Source organism: Paenibacillus sp. TSM33, from assembly GCF_056099025.1.
Map to the genome: position 1 here is coordinate 863,805 of NZ_JBLZXB010000010.1, position 18,303 is coordinate 882,107.

Below are 18,303 nucleotides of genomic sequence, written 5' to 3' on the forward strand. Positions count from 1 at the left end.
TCCTATACCGTATGTTCAAGGGAGGCGCCCGCGCCCTTTGGCCCTGTCGCTTTGGAATGGGTCATTAAATATCGAGCATATTCGAGCGGGCGGTTGACCGACCGAAAAGCACACTCTGGCTGACGAGTCTGAAAAAAGGAAGCCCGACCAGGGCGGGAATTAACCTCCAACAGCCAGATATTCCTGCTCCGGTCAATACCATAATCAATTCCCAACTCGCCAAGGCGGCCATAGCGTTCCTCTAGCGCCCCGGCAATGGTCAAGGACAGTTCCATCATCTGCCCGATGATGAGACGTGTGCTGTCCACGCCAAATTGTTCACGAAGGTAAGACTCTGCCGGATGGGCTTCGCCCCCACCGTGCAGATTGGAAGTCAGAGTTCCTTTTCTGCCTTCTCTCACGGCAAAGCCCGTCAGGCGCCAACAGCCGTTGCCGTCCTTTTGCATGAGCGCGCGAACATCAAAGGGATGATTGCTTTGGCTTGTTAATTTCAAATAAGGCTGCACGATATAGGCGCGTTTGTGTGCAATACCGTCGATCCATGACAATCCTGCATCCAATTCAGAAAACAAGCGGCGGAACGGGCGGTTTTGAGAGTTCCTGCCTTGTACGTACAGTCCCTGACCTCCTTCTGCCAGCCGGAGATACAGCGTGCCCTTGCCATGTGTTCCGGACTGTGGTTTCATAAACAACTCCGAATGGCATTGCAACCACTCCACAAGCTGGGTCGTATCCCGGTATGGGGCTGTAGGCGGTACAAAGGGCCGCACTTTATCTACCGTATGCAGAGCGCGATACACCTGCCATTTGCCAGGCAGGTTACGTGACCAGTAAATGAGCTTGCGCGATTTTTGCTCCGCTATGTTTTCCAGTGCGCGCTTCACATTCTGGCTCTCATAGACATGGAGACAGCGGTTATAAATAATATCCGGTAAGGGATAGTGGCCGAATGTCCATACTCCAGCACGATAGACATAACCCCGTATGGAATGATCTTCAGGTGAAACTCCTTGGGCGGTAAACGCCATTACACTAATACCAGAGCGCCTGCCCAACAAACTTAGCCTGCGGCAGAAATCGGCTTCGGTAATAGGGGGAGTAGCGTCCTGCTTTCGGCTAACAAGCACGCCCAGCATGCCTGGCATAACAAGAGACACCGACAACAGCTCCTTTGGCAGCCGGACTCTGGAAGAGATAGATTCATTTGAATCCGGCTGAATAACAGCAGTATTCAATCATTTTTTTTACGGACGGACGGGTTTTCTGATCGTTCAACGGCGTATTGTCATTTTTTGATGGTTTGGAATTGACCTCCAGCAACCAGATACGCCCCGTGCTGTCAATCGCCAAATCAATACCAAATTCCGCGAAATGGGCGGGAATTGCCTTTTCTACTCCGCTTGCGATATCCAGTGCTGCTGTTTTGAGAGAGGTAAGACCATTCGATTTAACAGTCGCGGGCAGCGTGGTTTTGGCCAGTGCTTCCTTGACTGTACTGAGCGTACCGCCTCTTGCCAGATTGGATACAAAGTGGCTGCCTCCGGCGATCCGAGCGACAATGGATGTTACGGTCCAGGTTCCAGACGCATTTTTTTGTACAAGCGCGCGAAAATCGACCGGACGTTTACCGTGATCAATCAAGGTAAGACCCTGTTGCAGCTGAAAGCGTGTTGATTTCATTTTTCCCGCTAAGCTTTTGTACAGTTTATCGACGTTGGCGTACGTTTGCTTTCGGGGTGTGCCTGCTGTCGTGGATAGTATTGAAAAGGTACCATCGGTTTGCTTGTTAATGCGCATAATGCCTTTACCCAGGCTTCCGCGCACGGGTTTGAGAAAAACAGAGGGATACTGGTTGCACATTTTTTTGAAAACGGCAAAGGTTTGCAGCAAATGGGACTCGGGTAAATACTTGCGTAGGGAAGAATTCGATTTGAGTGCATCAAACACTTCATTTTTATCCAAAAACTTTTCATTAAAAAAGGCCGTGCCGTACTGCGATTTTACTTCTTTCATGAAATGCTGTACGCTAGTTCTGTTCTCGAGTTTACGGGAGGTAAGCCGGTTATTGACGACATCGCCGGCAGGCATGACCGTCTTTTTCCAGCCTCCGTCATACACCCATCCCTGAACTCGCCCGGGCTGACTTCCGATATGCTCCGGGGTGAAGAAATACACATATGCTCCTTGTCTGCGGCATTCCCCGACTAGTTCACGGCAGAACAGGGTGATCGACCCGAAAGGCTTGTCGGGCTGTTCGGGATAGTCCCGACTAACCAGCACGCTAATAAGTGGGCCCACTCGAAGTGTCCGGCGGCCTCGGCTGTAGGTTACTCGCAGATTACAACTGTCATGACTGGCATGAAGCCCCATTTTTCGGGCCAGCACGCTTCCCACGCGTAGGCCGCTGTATCGGGGTACCGATATGACGGTAACCTCTTGGCGGAACGAACCGAAGGCGAGCTGAACGGGGTGGCCTGCGGATATTTTCCATTTGCGAAGCAGGGACTCGCCGACCATGAGTACGTCATCCTGCAAGATGCCCGATCCGATGATTTGAATCGTTGTTTTTTTGATGGACATCGTGGATCTCCTTCCGGGCAGCAACTTGATGTCTTGAAAGTAACGGGAAACGTGAATGGGCTGTAATAGCACTGATTCATCATATGAGGACATATATACCTTGGTGATTGACGGACAATGTGAAATGTTGACACAAAACTTGTAATGGAGGAATGAATAATCATGAATATCTATGACAAAGCCCATGATTTAGCGAAAGCATTGAAGGAAAGCAAAGAGGTAGAGGAAATTACGTCAGCGATGAAGCTGATTGAAACGGATCCAGAAGCCAAGAAAATGCTTGACGATTTCCGTGAACGCCAAATGGAAGTACAACAGCGGATGATGAGCGGCGATATGCCAGCACAGGAAGAGATGGAAAAGATGGAAAAAATGTTTGAGGTGCTCAGCTTGAACCTCAATATCCGTCGTCTGTTCGACGCTGAACGTCGTCTGAGCGTGATTATTGAGGACGTAAATAAGATTATTGCAGACAGTCTTCAACATTTGTACGGTTCGTCTCTGTAAGTTTGTCTCATATTCCTTCCTGTCCTCTCATAGACTAGATACATAGAGTCACAGGGAGAGGAAGGGATACGATTGGGTTCATTTAAAAAATGGAAACACGGTTTGTACACACTGATTGCATTGGCTATGGTATTGGTCGCATTACCACGCATCTCGCTGGTAGGTGGTTTGAATTGGGTCAACGGCTTTGGGATGGTATGGGTACTTTTTGCGTTGCTTGTCATCGGAGCGAATCTGCATTTTTTGCTGGGTGTAGATGAGGAAAAGCGCAAAACGCTGGAGCGTGTGCGACGAGCCAAAATGCAGCAGTGGCAGATGAAATGGGATAATAAAGCTGACAAAGGTAATATGCTGTAAGTGTTTCTCTTAGTACGAAGCGGTCTCTTGTAACAAGGGACCGCTTTTTTGTTATTTCCAAAGCAAGGATATCCTAATAACAAGGGTCTAAAACAAAGGGGTTTTGTGGTATAATAGATACAGAATGATACAGATTGAACGTTGGGGGTGTAACAGAGTTGGACGGGCTAGATGAAACAGTTACGAAGCATGAGCAGCTATTGCGCCATATCGAGCAGTTGAAAATAGGCTCCAAAATTTCTGTACGCAGGTTAGCTAAAGAAATGAGCGTTAGCGAAGGTACGGCTTATCGGGCCGTGAAAGAAGCAGAGAATTTGGGAATTGTCATTACCAAGGAACGGATCGGGACAGTACGAGTGGAGAAGCGTCCACGCGGCTTGTCTGAGCAGCTGACCTTTGCGGATGTCGTGAATATTGTAGAGGGACATGTGCTGGGCGGAAGCGAGGGTCTTGAGAAGCCGTTGCACAAGTATGTGATCGGGGCGATGCGCGAGGAAGCCATGGCTCGTTATATTGACGCAGGTAGTTTGCTGATCGTAGGTAACCGAGAGGATGCACATTCGCTTGCATTAGAGCAAGGGGCAGGTGTGCTGATTACAGGGGGATTCGGTACGAGTCGGGAGGTTAAGCAGCTTGCAGACCAGATCAGTCTGCCGATTATTTCCTCGCGCCATGATACATTTACGGTGGCATCTATGATTAATAGAGCGATATTTGACCGACTGATCAAAAAGAAAATTATGTTGATTGAAGACATTGCGGCCAGCAAACCGAAAACGCTGACCTTGAAAACCAACAGCACACTGACCGAATTTGAAGAGCTATCGGCGAACACGGGATTTCATCATTTTGCCATAGTGGATGAATGGAATCGTTTAATTGGTATCGTCAGCCGTAAAGATGTGGAAGGACTTCAACCTGAGCATACGATGGATAAATGTATGATCCGTAACCCAATTACGGTTACTTACCAGACCTCGCTGGCTTCTGCTGCTCAAATGATGGCATGGGAAGGTGTAGATTACTTGCCGGTCGTGGACCGCAACCGTAAGCTGCTCGGGTCCGTTACACGGCGTGAGGTGCTGGAAGCACTGCGTAACGCCCAAAAGCAGCCACAACTTGGCGAGACCTTCGACCAGCTGATCTGGAACGGTTTTGCTGAGGAGCGTAATGAGGATGGATCATTATTTTTTCGCGGTTTTATCATTCCACAGATGGCTACCAATTTAGGGACGATCTCAGAAGGCGTACTGGTCAACGTGATGACACAAGCGGGCTACCGGGCAGCTAGAGATATGAGCGGCAAGGATTATGTGCTGGATAATTTGACGACTTATTTTATTCGACCGGTACAGATTGAGGATGCTGTCGTTCTTCGTCCTTTACTGCTTGAGATGAGTCGCCGCACCTGCAAGCTTGAAATTGCGATTTCTCGGGAAAATCATTTGGTGTGCAAAGCAGTGATGACGCTTCAATCCATTGAACATGGTTAATCCACCTCTGGATTGAAGCAGAAGATGGAGTTAAATAGATCGACTTAGTGGCTTTGAGGCAGTCGTTCTTTGGCCTCCAGCCAGATTTGAAGCACACCTTCCATTACAAGCATCGTTTTGACCTGGATTGTATACTCCTTGTCACGAACGGTGTATTTTTTTTGGTGCAGCAACATACGTACCAGCTTGCTGTCAGAATCAATCTCAAACATATCTCTGCCGCGCAACACCTCCAGATCACGACTGACGCGGCGAAGAAGCTCTTTCAGATTAATAGAGTCAATTTTCTCAGCCGAAGATTCCTCCGCGATCAGCTTGATTTCTTTGATGACGGTTTGGCGCTTGCTGTATTTACGTAATGTTTTGTTGTCCTCTTCAGCTTGCTGGAGCTGGAATTGAAGATCCTGGTTGTTCATCCACAGCTGATTGAAGCTCGCATGCCAGATGGCATTGTAGATCATTCCTCCCGTAATCATACCGAGTACAAAAACGGAGGATAATTGCATAAAAGGACGCAGGCGCTCAAAGGGAGGGACTCTCATAGTTGTTTCACCTCACGGCCGTCCGTTGCCGCATACCCACTTGACCAGCTCTGCACCCATATGAGCGCCTAAAAAGGCGAAAATCAAATACAATATCTGCTTAATGGCAGGTGACAAATTACCATCCAACATATTGCTCTCAATGACCCGGATCGGGTCCATCGTTCCTCCCACAGCGGCGGCAAGCGCCCATATTTTAATCCTTCCTGCAACCTCCAGCATCGTCTGGGTAGGCGGCTGAAGCGATACTACAGCTCCCATTCCGCCGAGCATGGCTCCTCCGAGCACGATGCCGAAAGCAATGAAGAAGTCGAGAATCGCTTTGGATATAAAAGTGCTCATGCTCTTTTCCTCCTTGGGTATACGAATCAGGACCGCGCTTGTCCGCACAGGTCTGTACTTTTATTCTATGGGCGCTACTAACGTGGATATGATAAAATAGTTTGAAGAAAATCAAGCGGTGAAGGGAAGAGAAGCGCATGAGTTCATTTGTGCATTTGCATGTTCACAGCGAGTATAGCCTGCTGGACGGCGCGGCTCGTACCGCGGAATTGGTCAAACAGGCATCAGCTTATGGAATGAAGGCGCTGGCTCTTACAGATCATGGGGTCATGTACGGTGCCATTCCTTTTTATAGAGCATGTGTAGAGAACGGCATTAAGCCGATTATTGGATGTGAGGCTTATATAACGGCAGGATCGCGCAAGGAGCGTGGCAGCCGGAAGGATCAGCCCATATATCATTTAATTTTGCTCGCCAAAAATAAAACAGGCTATCAAAATCTGATGAAGCTGTGTTCCATTGGCCATTTGGAGGGTTTTCACTATAAGCCGCGCATCGATATGGATGCTTTGGCTGCCCATCATGAAGGCATCATATGCTTGAGCGCTTGCTTGGGCGGAGAAGTGCCGCAGCAATTGCTGCATGGCCGGGAAGCCGAAGCACGACGTGCGGCGGAACGATACCGTAGCATTTTTGGTGATGATTTTTATCTGGAACTTCAGGATCATGGTCTGTCGGAGCAAAAACGCGTAAATCCTCAATTGATCGCACTGGCGAAGGAGCTAGATATTCAGCTAGTGGCGACGAATGACGTGCATTACTTAACCGAGCCGGATGCTGATGTCCAGGACGTTCTGATCTGTATCGGGACAGGGAAGACAGTTGACGATGAGGAGCGCCTGCGTATACCAACACGTCAGTTGTATCTGAAAAGTCAGGAGGAAATGGTTCATTTATTTCCACATGTAGCAGAAGCCATCGCCAACACAGTGCGTATTGCTGAGAAGTGCGAGCTGGAGCTGGAATTCGGCCAATCTATTTTGCCTGAATATCGCCCGCTGCCGGAAGAGATGACGTCTTCGTCCTATTTGCGCAGTTTGTGTGTGCAAGGGCTGGAGCGTCGCTACGGAAGCGATCCTGTATGGGAGCAGCCGGAGGAGCGAGAAAGACTGGACCAGCGGCTGAACTACGAATTGAATACGATCGACAGTATGGGCTTCAGCGATTATTTCCTGATTGTATGGGATTTTATCGCTTTCGCTCATAAGCATAAGATTGCAACCGGTCCTGGGCGAGGTTCCTCGGCAGGAAGTTTGGTGGCCTATGTGCTTAATATCACGGATGTCGATCCGATAAAATACAACTTGCTCTTTGAACGGTTCCTGAACCCTGAACGGATCAGCATGCCGGATATAGATATTGATTTTAGCGATGAACGCCGCGACGAGGTTATCGACTATGTAGTACAGAAGTACGGAAATGAGCATGTAGCGCAAATTATTACCTTCGGGACGTTAGCGGCCAGAGCCGCAGTCCGTGACGTCGGCCGTGTATTGAACGTGCCGTATGGCGAGGTAGACAAAGCGGCCAAGTTGATCCCGGCGCAGCTCGGCATTAATATCCGGCATGCGCTGGAGATTACCCCCGAGCTGAAGGCGCTGTATGAAACGAAGCCCAAGACACGTGAACTGCTGGATATGGCGATCAAAGTAGAAGGAATGCCTCGTCATGCTTCGACACATGCGGCGGGTGTTGTCATCTCGCGGACTCCATTGACCGATGCGGTTCCGCTGCAAGAGGGGAGCGAAGGGGTTCCTTTAACGCAGTACTCGATGGAAAATCTGGAGCGCATTGGTTTGCTGAAAATGGATTTCCTCGGACTGCGTACGCTCTCCATTATTGAACGGTGCATGCGCTGGATTGCGGAACAGCATGGAGAAACACCTGACTTTAGCCGTGTTCCCGACGATGACCCGCATACCTATGACTTGCTGGGCAAAGGAGATACAGGAGGCGTGTTCCAACTGGAGTCGGCCGGTGTACGCCGGGTACTCAAGGATTTGAAACCGAGTGTTTTTGAGGATATCATTTCTGTCCTGGCTTTGTATCGTCCGGGCCCGATGGGTTTTATTCCTAACTTTATACAGGCTAAGCACGGACAGATTGAGGTTTCTTATCCGCATCCTGATCTTGAACCGATCTTAAAGGATACGTACGGTATTATTGTGTATCAGGAACAAATCATGCAGATTGCTTCGCGCATGGCTGGCTTTTCTTTAGGAGAGGCCGATCTGCTGCGCCGCGCGGTGTCCAAGAAAAAGCGCGAGGTACTGGATCTGGAGCGGGGCCATTTTGTCGAAGGCAGTATTAAACAGGGGTACACGGAGGAGGAAGCTGGCAGGGTTTACGATATGATCGTCCGTTTTGCTGACTACGGTTTTCCGCGTGCCCATGCAGCTGCTTATGGTGTGCTAGCATTCCAGACGGCTTATCTTAAGGCCCATTATCCAGTACAATTCATGGCTTCCATGCTGACGGCCGTCATGGGAAGTCATCGAAAAGTGGCTGAATATGTCGTCGAATGCCGCCGTATGGATATCGCAGTGTTGCCGCCTGATGTGAATGAGAGTGGGGTGCTGTTTACCCCATTACAGCAGGGTGATATCCGCTTTGGACTGGCTGCCATTAAAAATGTCGGCACACAAGCAATGGAAAGCATTCTTGCTGTTCGTAAGGAACGCCCTTTCGACAGCTTGCTCGATTTTTGTCGACGCGTTGATTTGAGGGTGTGTAATAAGAGAGTGATTGAATCGCTCATTCAGGCAGGGGCCTTCGATTCATTGACAGGCCATCGAGCACAGTTGCTTGCCATGCTTGATGAAACGGTGGATGCGGCTGCCAAATGGCGCAAGGAACGTGACGATTTGCAAATTGATATGTTTGGGTTTGTGGAAATGCCTAATTGGGATATTGAATATCCCAATGTACCCCCATTTAGTACCAGCCAGCAATTAGAGCTGGAACGCGAACTGCTGGGACTGTATTTGTCCGGGCATCCGCTAGATGATTTTGAGTCGCTACTGGAAAGCAGCCAAGCGGATCGTCTGATGGAACTGAGCGACGTGCCAGATGAGACGGTTATTGTGACCGCAGGCATGGTGGTGTCACTCAAGACGATTACGACCAAACAGGGAAAGGCCATGGCCTTCATTGAGCTGGAGGATCAGATTGAGCGCTGTGAGGTTGTGCTGTTTCCTGAGGTATGGAAGCGAAGCCAGCAGTGGATTGAAAAGGGTGCCTTGCTTGCACTCCGTGCCAAGATGCAGCAACAGGACGAGCACTTCAAGCTCCTTGCGGATGAGGCAGCCCCGCTGGCGGAAGACGCGCTGGCAAGGCTTCTTCAGCGCCGGCGTACCGGCGCACGTTCGTCCGCAGCAGCTGGAACATCCATGCCAGCTACTGGCAGTCTGGGCGGGAGAGCACCGCGTATGTCGCCCTCGCCTTCGGCAGTTGCTCCATCGGCGTCGCCGCAGCAAAAGGCGGCTCGTCCCGTGGCGGCCCCCTCACAACGCGGAGGCGAAGCGGCTCACGGTGAGCAGGTGCCTTCCCCGCGCGCTTCGGAACCGTCCGCCCGTCAGCGGGTGTTTGTCAAAATCACCCGCCAGGCCGAGGAGGACGCCAGCTTGCTGGTCAGCCTCAAGGCGTTGCTACAGGAGCACCCCGGTGCTGTGCCTACCGTACTTTTTTACGAGAGCAACCAGCGTCTGCTGGCGTTGAGTGATGCTTACAGCATTAAGCCTTCTCCTCAGCTTTTTGATCGAATGGAATCGATGCTGGGTGAAGGCACCGTGAAAGTCAAATGACAGACACACAGCAACCCGCCCTTATTGTAACGGTTTAATGAACATTTTCCTTCCCTTTCGCATACACTTGGAAAACTGGCGGAACAGGAGGTTCAACACGTATCCTGCACCATAAGGTCCCGCACGGTGGAAGAATAGAACTGCATGGTGAAAGCGGGAGGGAAATTATGTCCTATGAATATGCAGAAACCTTATTAAATCGTAGAGGCATTCGGATCGAGTCCATTGCGGACATTGTTTTTCAGCTTCAGCTAAAATATTATCCTCATTTGACTATGGAAGAATGTGTAGAAAGTGTCAAAGCGGTTTTGCAAAAGCGAGAGGTACAATATACACTGCTGACAGGCATTGCGCTCGATGAGCTGGCCGAAAAAAAACTTCTTCCCCAGCCACTTCAAGCCATTATGGAGGCGGACGAACCGCTGTATGGAGTGGACGAGACAATGGCTCTAGGCATTACGAGCGTGTACGGCATGATCGGCTTGACCAGTTTTGGCTATCTGGATAAAGAAAAGATTGGAATTATCGAAAAGCTGAACCAAAAAGGCAGTGGTATTCATGTGTTTTTAGATGACCTTGTCGCCGGATTGGCTGCTGCCGCTTCTTCGCGTATTGCCCATCGGAGCCTTCATGCCAAGCATTATCCAGCATCATTGGATGTTTAATTGGCCTGAATAAACAGAATTAATGATTATCTAGGCCCTCCGACGGAACTTGAATGATCAGGAGGGCTTTTGTTGCGGGAAAAAAGTAAGGTATGTTATCATGAGTCTATTATATGGGCTCAAAACTTGAGGCTTAGGGGGTAGAAACAAGGCATGTGGACGGTGATATATATTGCACCGACGGCCAGACTGGCTGACATGATTAAGCTCAAACTGTCTGAAGAAGGTTTTATGGTGCAGACCCGGGCCATCAGTGCATCCAAGCAACAGTTTGAGATACTTGTGCCTTCGGGTGAAGTCGAAGAAATACAGGAAGTGCTTAATTCGATTTTGCGCCCTTGAGTCCGGAACGGCGGAAGTGATACAGCAGCATGAATGGAACAAAGGATGCACGATCGGCGGTAATGTTGTATTAACAGGCGTTGACGTGTGTATGAACATAATGCTTAGAGGTGCCGCATCGACGGCAGAGGACCTTGTATCGGTTACGGCTGACAAATAAACGGCTGGAGAGGTGTAGTTGTGTTTAAAGATTTATTCCAAAAGAAGCGTAAATACGCGACCATCCCTTCGGAACGGGCGCTGAGCGGCGATCAAGCGGACATGCCGGATCGTCCCAAACGGGAAATTCCCGAAGGTCTTATGACCAAATGTGGCAAGTGTGGAAGTATTCAATACAGCAAAGAGTTAGAGAAAAATTTGAAAGTGTGTCCGGTGTGTGGATACCATATGCGTTTGAATGCGATAGATCGTATTCGCATGGTGCTCGACGAAGACACGTTTACGGAATATGATGCCGATATGATTTCGGTTGATCCGCTGGACTTTCCGGGCTATGCAAGTAAGTTGGAGCAACAGACCCTGAAATCTGGCCTGCGCGAGGCTGTCGTTACGGGCGACGGCCTTATTCATGGGCTTCCTGTTGTCGTAGCGGTGATGAGCTTTGACTTTTTTACTGGTAGTATGGGCTCGGTCGTAGGAGAGAAAATTACGCGCGCCATTGAGCAGGCGATTGATAAGCGCTTGCCGCTTATTATCTTCTCCACATCCGGTGGGGCACGTATGCAGGAAAGTATTATGAGTCTGATGCAGATGGCCAAAACAAGCGCTGCTCTCGCTCGCCTGGACGAGCAGGGATTGCTTTATATTTCTGTGATCACTGATCCGACTACAGGTGGAGTCTCCGCCAGCTTTGCTATGCTTGGAGACATTATTATTGCAGAGCCAGGTGCTGTATTCGGTTTTGCAGGTCGTATTGTAATTGAGCAAACGATCAGACAAAAGCTACCGGATGATTTCCAAACTTCCGAATTTAATTTGCAGCACGGACAATTAGATATGGTTGTACATCGCAAGGAACTGCGTGATACCCTTGGGCAACTGCTTGATCTGCACAGTGTGAAAGGGGAGGAATAAATGGCTGGCGAATTGCCTTATGAAAAGCCCCTGGTCGAAATGCGACAGAAGATCGAAGAACTCAAGCAATTCGGACAGGATAAGCAAATTGATTTTACTGATGAAATCAACCGCCTGGAAGAACGTTATCTCCAGATGGAAGAAGAAATATATTCTAACATTACAGCATCGCAAAAAATGCATCTGGCTCGCCATCATCAAAGGCCAACGTCCCTTGATTTGATCGAGCAGGTGTTTACGGACTTTATTGAATTGCATGGCGACCGCTTGTTCGGAGACGATCTGGCGGTTGTGGGCGGGATTGCCAAGCTAAATGGTATTCCGGTGACCGTCATTGGCCAGCAACGTGGTAAGGATACGAAAGATAACATTGCACGCTTTTTTGGTAGTGCCCATCCGGAAGGATTCCGTAAAGGCTTGCGGCTGATGCAGCAGGCTGACAAATTTAAGCGTCCTATTATTACATTTATTGATACGAAGGGCGCTTATCCGGGTAATACAGCAGAGGAGAGAGGTCAATCGGAAGCGATTGCCCGCAATTTGCGGGAGATGGCAAAGCTTTCGGTGCCTGTTATTTGTGTGGTCATCGGCGAGGGTGGAAGCGGCGGTGCGCTTGCATTTGCAGTGGGTAACCGTGTGCTGATGCTGGAACATGCGATTTATTCGGCCATTTCTCCAAACGGCGCAGCCTCGATTCTATGGAAAGATGCTTCTAAGGCGGATCAGGCAGCTGAAGCGATGAAGATTACCGCTAATGACCTCCTGCGCATGGAGATTATCGAGGATATTGTGCCAGAGCCGAAAGGGGGCGCACATCGTAACTATGAAGTGACCGCTGCCGCGATCAAGGAGTTATTAGAACGTCATTTGGCAGACCTTGCGAATATGAGCTGCGATGAATTGAGGGAAGACAGGTATCAAAAATTCCGGAAAATAGGCCAATATACTTTCTTAAAACCTTCGGAATCTGAACCTATGTTGTAATACGCTGGAAACGGGTAACAATAAATATGACGAACTTCCTATACAAATAGGAAAAAGTGTAGTAGATTTAATTGTTGGAAAAAGATATAAAGAGTAGCACCTTTGAAAACGGAGGAAAAACCCAAATGCGCAAAACTAAGATTGTATGTACCATCGGTCCTTCCAGTGAGTCATTGGAAAATGTGAAGAAACTGATTATGGCTGGTATGAACGTAGCCCGCCTGAATTTCTCTCACGGTGATTTCGAGGAGCATGGCAACCGGATTAAAAACATCCGTCAAGCTTGTAAGGAGCTTAACAAAAATGTTGCTATTTTGCTCGATACGAAGGGGCCGGAAATCCGGACAGGAAAGCTCGAAGTTGAACCTATTGAGCTTGTTCAGGACGAGTTCATTACGCTGACAACGGAAGAAATTCTCGGTACGCAAGATCGTATCTCCATTACGTACAAGGATCTTCCCTCGGACGTGGAGCCCGGCTCCACCATTCTGATCGACGATGGTCTGATCGGACTCACCGTTATTGAAGTATCAGGCACTGAAATCAAATGCCGCATTGTCAATGGCGGAACGATCAAAAGCAAGAAGGGCGTTAACGTTCCAGGCGTTGCTATTTCATTGCCTGGTATTACGGAGAAAGATGCGAATGATATTATTTTCGGTATTGAGCAGGACATTGATTTCATCGCGGCTTCTTTTGTTCGTAAAGCAAGTGATGTACAGGAAATCCGTGAATTGCTGGCGAAGCACAACGCAAGCCACATTCAAATTATCTCCAAAATAGAAAATCAGCAAGGTGTTGATAACCTGGATGAAATTTTGGAAGCTTCGGATGGTCTGATGGTTGCCCGTGGTGACCTCGGTGTGGAAATTCCTGCTGAAGAAGTGCCTCTGGCGCAAAAATTGATGATTAACAAATGTAATGTAGCTGGCAAGCCTGTTATTACAGCAACACAAATGCTGGATTCCATGCAACGTAACCCGCGTCCGACTCGTGCGGAAGCAAGTGACGTAGCCAATGCTATTTTTGACGGAACAGATGCAATTATGCTATCCGGCGAAACAGCTGCTGGGAAATATCCAGTAGAATCTGTATTGACCATGTCACGTATTGCCGAAAAAGCTGAGTCTTCTCTGAACTACCGTGATTTGTTCAAAAAACAAAGAACGGCTCAAGAAATTAGTATTACCGAAGCAATCAGCCAATCCGTTTCTATTTCTGCACTTGACCTGCATGCCAAAGCAATCCTGACGTCCACACAAAGCGGAACAACGGCGCGTATGATCTCTAAATACCGTCCAGAAGCTCCGATTATCGCTGTGACAACACAGGAAAGAACAGTTCGCCGTTTGGCTCTGATCTGGGGCGTACATGCAGTACAAGGCAGACCAATCGTTGACACAACAGATAGTCTGTTTGACAATGCGCTGGAAGGTGGCCGCAAATCTGGCCTCGTTAAAGAGGGCGATTTGGTTGTGATTACAGCGGGCGTACCTCTTGGTGATTCCGGTTCCACGAACCTGATCAAAATTAGCTGCGTACCAGCACAAGCGTAATTGTAGTCTCCGCGAGTAATACTGGGACGACATTTACTCATTTCAATAAGTAGAAGAGCATTCAGGTCTTATGGATCTGAATGCTCTTTTTTTGTTAGCTAGTTCTTATTCCTTCTCGTCTTATAAAATCAAGGAATGCTTGTTGCATCATGTTCCTGTGTGTATCTTGTTGATACACAATGTTTATTAGATAATGACTCCTTTTACTGTCAGCTTCGGGATAAGGAAGCCATTCCACCGTGGGGACAGTATGATCCTCGCTACGAACTCCGCAGGCAGGGAAGAAGGCAAGCGCTTCTCCACCACTTACCACTTGCTTTACTGCCTCCCAAGAGTTGATTTCCAGATGGGATTTAACTAGCGAGGAATAGGAATCTACAACGGATGCTCCGTTATATTTTACCCATATGTGCTTATCCAGCGTATCGGGCCCATTGATGTCCAGTGACTTGGGTGTCTCAGCCGATGCAGAGCGTATAATCCCCACCTGATCTGAAGCCACTGGTTCAGCCACCGTATTTTCCAGAACAGATTCTCTACCGTCGAGAAAAGCAAAATCAATATCTCCCTCTTTCAGTAGCTGCTTGATTACATCCGGAGATTGAATCTCTAACTGAATACGACATTCTGGATATTGCTGTGCAAATTCAGCCATGATAGTTGGGAGAAGATACATGCCTGAAATCGACTCTGCGCCCAGATGTAAGAGGCCCTGAGATTCTTCTGTCAGTTCATCTACAGCTTGTCTGGCCTCTTGCTCAAGTGAGAGAATCTGCTTTGCGTAAGGCAACATTTTTTTACCAGCCTCGGTTAGCATAATTCTGCCTTGTTGGAGAGAGAACAGAGTCGCACCTATTTCCTTTTCCAGACTTTTCATATGAAAGCTGACGGTGGGCTGTTTGATTTGTAAAGTTTCGGCCACCTCCGTCGCTTTATGATATTTATCGACTAGCACTAAGATGCGCAATTTTAAAATATTCATAGAATCGAACAGCTCTCCTTATTAGATATTTATGCGTGAATTTAAACTATAGATTAATTATATACCGGAAAATAATTTATCTATCAATATTTTATATTTGTTTTACAAAACCTAGTCGTTCGTCTAACATTCCAGGCCTACAATGTAAAAGTGTTGATGGTCATAAATAAAAAACCGTCACTTAACTAAGGGGAGGACAATAAAAAATGTTGAAAAAATGGCCGTTCATTCTGATGACTCTCACCATGGTATTTGCACTTGCAGCTTGCGGATCAGGTAACAATGCTGCACCACAAGGAGACGCTGCTGCAGGAACAGACAATAAAGCAGCTGCTGAACTGACAGGTAACATTCTGGCTGTTGGCTCCACTGCACTTCAACCATTGGTAGAGCAAGCGGGACAAAAATTTATGGCTGTCGATAAATATAAAGGCATTGCGGTTCAAGTGCAGGGTGGCGGTAGCGGTACTGGCTTGACTCAAGTTTCCGGTGGACAAGCGGATATCGGTAACTCTGACGTATTTGCAAAAGAAAAGCTGGAGAGCGGCGCAGAAGAGCTGGTCGATCACCAAGTAGCTGTTGTAGCTATGTCAGCGGTAGCGAATCCTAAAGTAGGCGTAACAGACCTGAAAAAAGATCAACTGGTACAAATCTTCACAGGTAAAATTACGAACTGGAAAGAAGTTGGTGGTGCAGATCAAAAAATCGTGATCGTGAACCGTCCAAGTAGCTCCGGTACTCGTGCAACCTTTGAAAAATACGCGCTGGGACAAAAAACAGAAGATCTGCCAGGCTCCATTCAGGAAGATTCCTCTGGTACTGTGAAAAAGCTGATTGCTGAAACACCTGGTGCGATTGGTTACTTGGCTCTGTCCTACATCGACAACACAGTTACTGCTTTGAAGTACGACGGTGTGGAAGCTAACGTTGAAAATGTAGAACAAGGTAAATATCCAGTGTGGGCATATGAGCATATGTACACTAAGGGTGAGCCAAAAGAACATGTAAAAGCATTCCTGGACTATATTCTGTCTGATGAAATCCAAAAAACAGACGTTGTAGACCTGGGATACATTCCGGTATCAGGTATGCAAGTGAAACGTGATGCTGACGGTAATATCACGAAATAAGGAGAGCGATCTCCTGTTCGGATGAACGCAGCTAACGCGAGTATATTCACGAAGAAGAGGCGGACTAGCGTCCGGCCTCTATTCTTCGCTTAAAGGAGTTACAGTATGGAACCAATTGAAGGGAAGGCATACATGGAACAGAATAAACGATCCCGAGTTATGAAAGAAAGACATTACTGGGAAGAATGGACCGGCCGCATCTATACGTCGGTTTGTGTCGTTTTTTTAGTTGCAGTCATTGTCTCCATCGTATATTTTGTTGCCTCCAAAGGTGTAGCTACATTTGCGGTGAATGGAGTCAGTCTGCGAGAATTTTTCTTTGGAACCAAATGGAGCCCGGATGGTGAACCCAAGTCCTTCGGCGCGCTTCCGTTCATTACAGGTTCTTTTGCCGTAACCATATTAGCGGCCTTAATTGCCAGTCCGCTTAGCTTGTGCGCAGCTTTGTTTATGACGGAAATCGTGCCGAAATCGGGCAAACGTATCCTTCAGCCTGCCATTGAATTATTATCCGGCATTCCGTCGGTTGTCTATGGCTTTGTCGGCTTGACCGTAATTGTCCCACTGTTGCGAAACGTGTTTGGGGGACAAGGGATTGGCATTCTGGCAGGTTGCCTTGTGTTGTCGGTTATGATTTTGCCGACGATTACGAGTATTATGGCGGATGCGTTGTCTTCCCTGCCGGGGGGGCTGCGTGAATCCTCTTATGCGTTGGGTGCTACCCGCTGGCAGACGATTGCCCGTGTTATTATTCCGACGTTGCTGCCTGCTCTTTTAACAGGAATTATTCTCGGCATGGCTCGTGCCTTCGGAGAAGCGTTGGCTGTACAGATGGTCATCGGAAATGCTCCGCACATACCGCATTCCTTGCTGGAATCCGCTTCGACCTTGACCAGCGTCATTACACTTAGCATGGGCAACACAGCGATGGGCTCCGTTCATAACAATGCACTCTGGAGTATGGCGCTTGTTCTTCTGCTCATGACATTTATTTTCGTGCTGCTGGTAAGGCTGCTTGAAAGGAGAAACCGGGTTTGATGAAAGCTAAAACGACCGACAAGATCGCTACATTTGTAATCTGTTTCTTCGCCTTGTTCATTGTTGCACTCTTGGTGGGATTATTGGGCTTCATTTTGGCCCGCGGAGTCAGCCATATTTCTTTTGATTTTCTAACTAGTGCTCCGCAAACGTTACGTGCAGGTGGAGGCATTGGTCCGCAACTGTTTAATTCTGTATTTTTGCTAATCTTAACTTTGATTATCACCATTCCAATTGGCTGGGGCGCCGGCATTTACATGGCGCAATATGCAAAGCCGGGGAAAATTACAGACTTCATACGACTTGTCGTCGAAGTATTGTCCTCATTCCCGTCGATCGTCATTGGATTGTTTGGACTATTACTCATCGTCAATACATTTAATTTTGGCTTTTCCCTCTTGTCTGGGGCTCTGGCTTTGGCTGTATTCAATCTGCCGCTGATGGTTCGTACAACTGAGCAGGCTTTCCGCGCTGTACCGAAGGAGCAAAAGGAAGCTGGACTTGCGCTCGGATTGTCCAAGTGGAAAATCATTACCTCCATTTTGTTGCCAGCAGCGCTGCCAAGCTTGATTACGGGTACCATCTTGGCCGCAGGCCGTATTTTTGGGGAAGCCGCCGCATTGCTGTTTACAGCAGGGATGAGTACACCGCCGCTTGATTTTACCGATTGGAATCCATTGCATGCCAGATCGCCTATTAATCCGATGCGACCTGCCGAAACATTGGCTGTTCATATTTGGAAGGTCAACAGTGAAGGCATTGCTCCTGACTCCAAAGATATCGCCGCAGGCGCTTCTGCGGTATTGGTGCTGCTCGTTCTGGTCTTCAACTTGAGTGCAAGATGGTTCGGAAGAGTCGTTTACCGTCGGTTGACAGCTGCCAAACGAATGGATTAGAAAGGGGATGGA

The 18,303-nt window shown here is 48.2% G+C and carries 17 protein-coding genes; 12 read left to right on the plus strand and 5 right to left on the minus strand.

The genetic code is table 11. The features are described 5' to 3' along the window. Positions 1-2: 2 nt before the first annotated feature. Together ACN6NF_RS07920 and ACN6NF_RS07925 are read right to left on the minus strand one after the other, a co-directional pair. Positions 3-1,157, minus strand: coding sequence for a YheC/YheD family endospore coat-associated protein (locus ACN6NF_RS07920; protein ID WP_474317541.1), 1,155 nt, complete (start codon positions 1,155-1,157; stop codon positions 3-5). Positions 1,158-1,200: 43 nt separating this feature from the next. Further along, positions 1,201-2,580 (minus strand): YheC/YheD family endospore coat-associated protein, encoded by a 1,380-nt coding sequence (locus ACN6NF_RS07925; protein ID WP_474316652.1) that lies wholly within the window; start codon positions 2,578-2,580, stop codon positions 1,201-1,203. Between the two features lie 162 nt (positions 2,581-2,742). Here ACN6NF_RS07925 and ACN6NF_RS07930 point away from each other — a divergent pair, with 162 nt between their 5' ends. From ACN6NF_RS07930 to ACN6NF_RS07940, 3 genes are all read left to right on the plus strand, one after another. After that, positions 2,743-3,087: a YlbF/YmcA family competence regulator gene (locus ACN6NF_RS07930; RefSeq protein WP_016819612.1), complete on the plus strand. Its 345-nt coding sequence runs from the start codon at positions 2,743-2,745 to the stop codon at positions 3,085-3,087. Positions 3,088-3,159: 72 nt separating this feature from the next. Further along, the gene (locus tag ACN6NF_RS07935; RefSeq protein WP_474316654.1) at positions 3,160-3,444 is read left to right on the plus strand and encodes a hypothetical protein; all 285 of its coding nucleotides are present in this window, start codon (positions 3,160-3,162) and stop codon (positions 3,442-3,444) included. A gap of 158 nt (positions 3,445-3,602) precedes the next feature. Further along, positions 3,603-4,937 carry a DRTGG domain-containing protein gene (locus ACN6NF_RS07940; protein ID WP_474316655.1) on the plus strand — a complete coding sequence of 445 codons (1,335 nt, stop codon included), beginning with the start codon at positions 3,603-3,605 and terminating at the stop codon, positions 4,935-4,937. Positions 4,938-4,981: 44 nt separating this feature from the next. On the opposite strand, the gene ACN6NF_RS07945 is transcribed toward ACN6NF_RS07940, so the two are convergent. After that, entirely contained in the window at positions 4,982-5,479 is a 498-nt protein-coding gene (locus tag ACN6NF_RS07945) for a sporulation membrane protein YtrI (protein WP_474316656.1), read from the minus strand. Positions 5,480-5,491: 12 nt separating this feature from the next. After that, a complete protein-coding gene (locus ACN6NF_RS07950) occupies positions 5,492-5,821 on the minus strand; it encodes a YtrH family sporulation protein (protein ID WP_013309582.1) in 330 nt (109 codons plus the stop codon). A 137-nt stretch (positions 5,822-5,958) separates the two neighbouring features. On the opposite strand from ACN6NF_RS07950, the gene ACN6NF_RS07955 reads away from it, so the two are divergent. From ACN6NF_RS07955 to pyk, 6 genes are all read left to right on the plus strand, one after another. Beyond that, positions 5,959-9,624, plus strand: coding sequence for a DNA polymerase III subunit alpha (locus tag ACN6NF_RS07955; protein WP_474316658.1), 3,666 nt, complete (start codon positions 5,959-5,961; stop codon positions 9,622-9,624). Between the two features lie 167 nt (positions 9,625-9,791). Then, complete coding sequence (locus ACN6NF_RS07960) at positions 9,792-10,289, plus strand: phosphatidylglycerophosphatase A family protein (RefSeq protein WP_474316659.1); 498 nt, start codon at positions 9,792-9,794, stop codon at positions 10,287-10,289. A 153-nt stretch (positions 10,290-10,442) separates the two neighbouring features. Then, positions 10,443-10,631, plus strand: coding sequence for a hypothetical protein (locus ACN6NF_RS07965; RefSeq protein ID WP_007429680.1), 189 nt, complete (start codon positions 10,443-10,445; stop codon positions 10,629-10,631). A 180-nt stretch (positions 10,632-10,811) separates the two neighbouring features. After that, positions 10,812-11,705, plus strand: coding sequence for an acetyl-CoA carboxylase, carboxyltransferase subunit beta (gene accD / locus ACN6NF_RS07970; RefSeq protein WP_474316660.1), 894 nt, complete (start codon positions 10,812-10,814; stop codon positions 11,703-11,705). Next, complete coding sequence (locus ACN6NF_RS07975; protein ID WP_474316661.1) at positions 11,706-12,689, plus strand: acetyl-CoA carboxylase carboxyltransferase subunit alpha; 984 nt, start codon at positions 11,706-11,708, stop codon at positions 12,687-12,689. It abuts the gene before it with no gap. 125 nt (positions 12,690-12,814) lie between these two features. Next, positions 12,815-14,245, plus strand: a complete 1,431-nt coding sequence (gene pyk, locus ACN6NF_RS07980) for a pyruvate kinase (protein ID WP_064963839.1) — start codon at positions 12,815-12,817, stop codon at positions 14,243-14,245. Between the two features lie 94 nt (positions 14,246-14,339). Here the strand turns inward: pyk and ACN6NF_RS07985 are convergent, their stop codons facing one another. Continuing rightward, positions 14,340-15,227 (minus strand): LysR family transcriptional regulator, encoded by an 888-nt coding sequence (locus tag ACN6NF_RS07985; protein WP_474316663.1) that lies wholly within the window; start codon positions 15,225-15,227, stop codon positions 14,340-14,342. Positions 15,228-15,433: 206 nt separating this feature from the next. On the opposite strand from ACN6NF_RS07985, the gene ACN6NF_RS07990 reads away from it, so the two are divergent. The 3 genes from ACN6NF_RS07990 (at position 15,434) to pstA (ending at position 18,291) form a co-directional block, all read left to right on the plus strand. Further along, positions 15,434-16,357 carry a phosphate ABC transporter substrate-binding protein gene (locus tag ACN6NF_RS07990; RefSeq protein ID WP_013370342.1) on the plus strand — a complete coding sequence of 308 codons (924 nt, stop codon included), beginning with the start codon at positions 15,434-15,436 and terminating at the stop codon, positions 16,355-16,357. A gap of 105 nt (positions 16,358-16,462) precedes the next feature. Next, complete coding sequence (pstC, locus tag ACN6NF_RS07995) at positions 16,463-17,395, plus strand: phosphate ABC transporter permease subunit PstC (RefSeq protein ID WP_013370343.1); 933 nt, start codon at positions 16,463-16,465, stop codon at positions 17,393-17,395. After that, positions 17,395-18,291: a phosphate ABC transporter permease PstA gene (pstA, locus tag ACN6NF_RS08000; protein WP_016819623.1), complete on the plus strand. Its 897-nt coding sequence runs from the start codon at positions 17,395-17,397 to the stop codon at positions 18,289-18,291. The genes pstC and pstA overlap by 1 nt, the downstream gene beginning before the upstream one ends. Positions 18,292-18,303 lie beyond the last annotated feature (12 nt).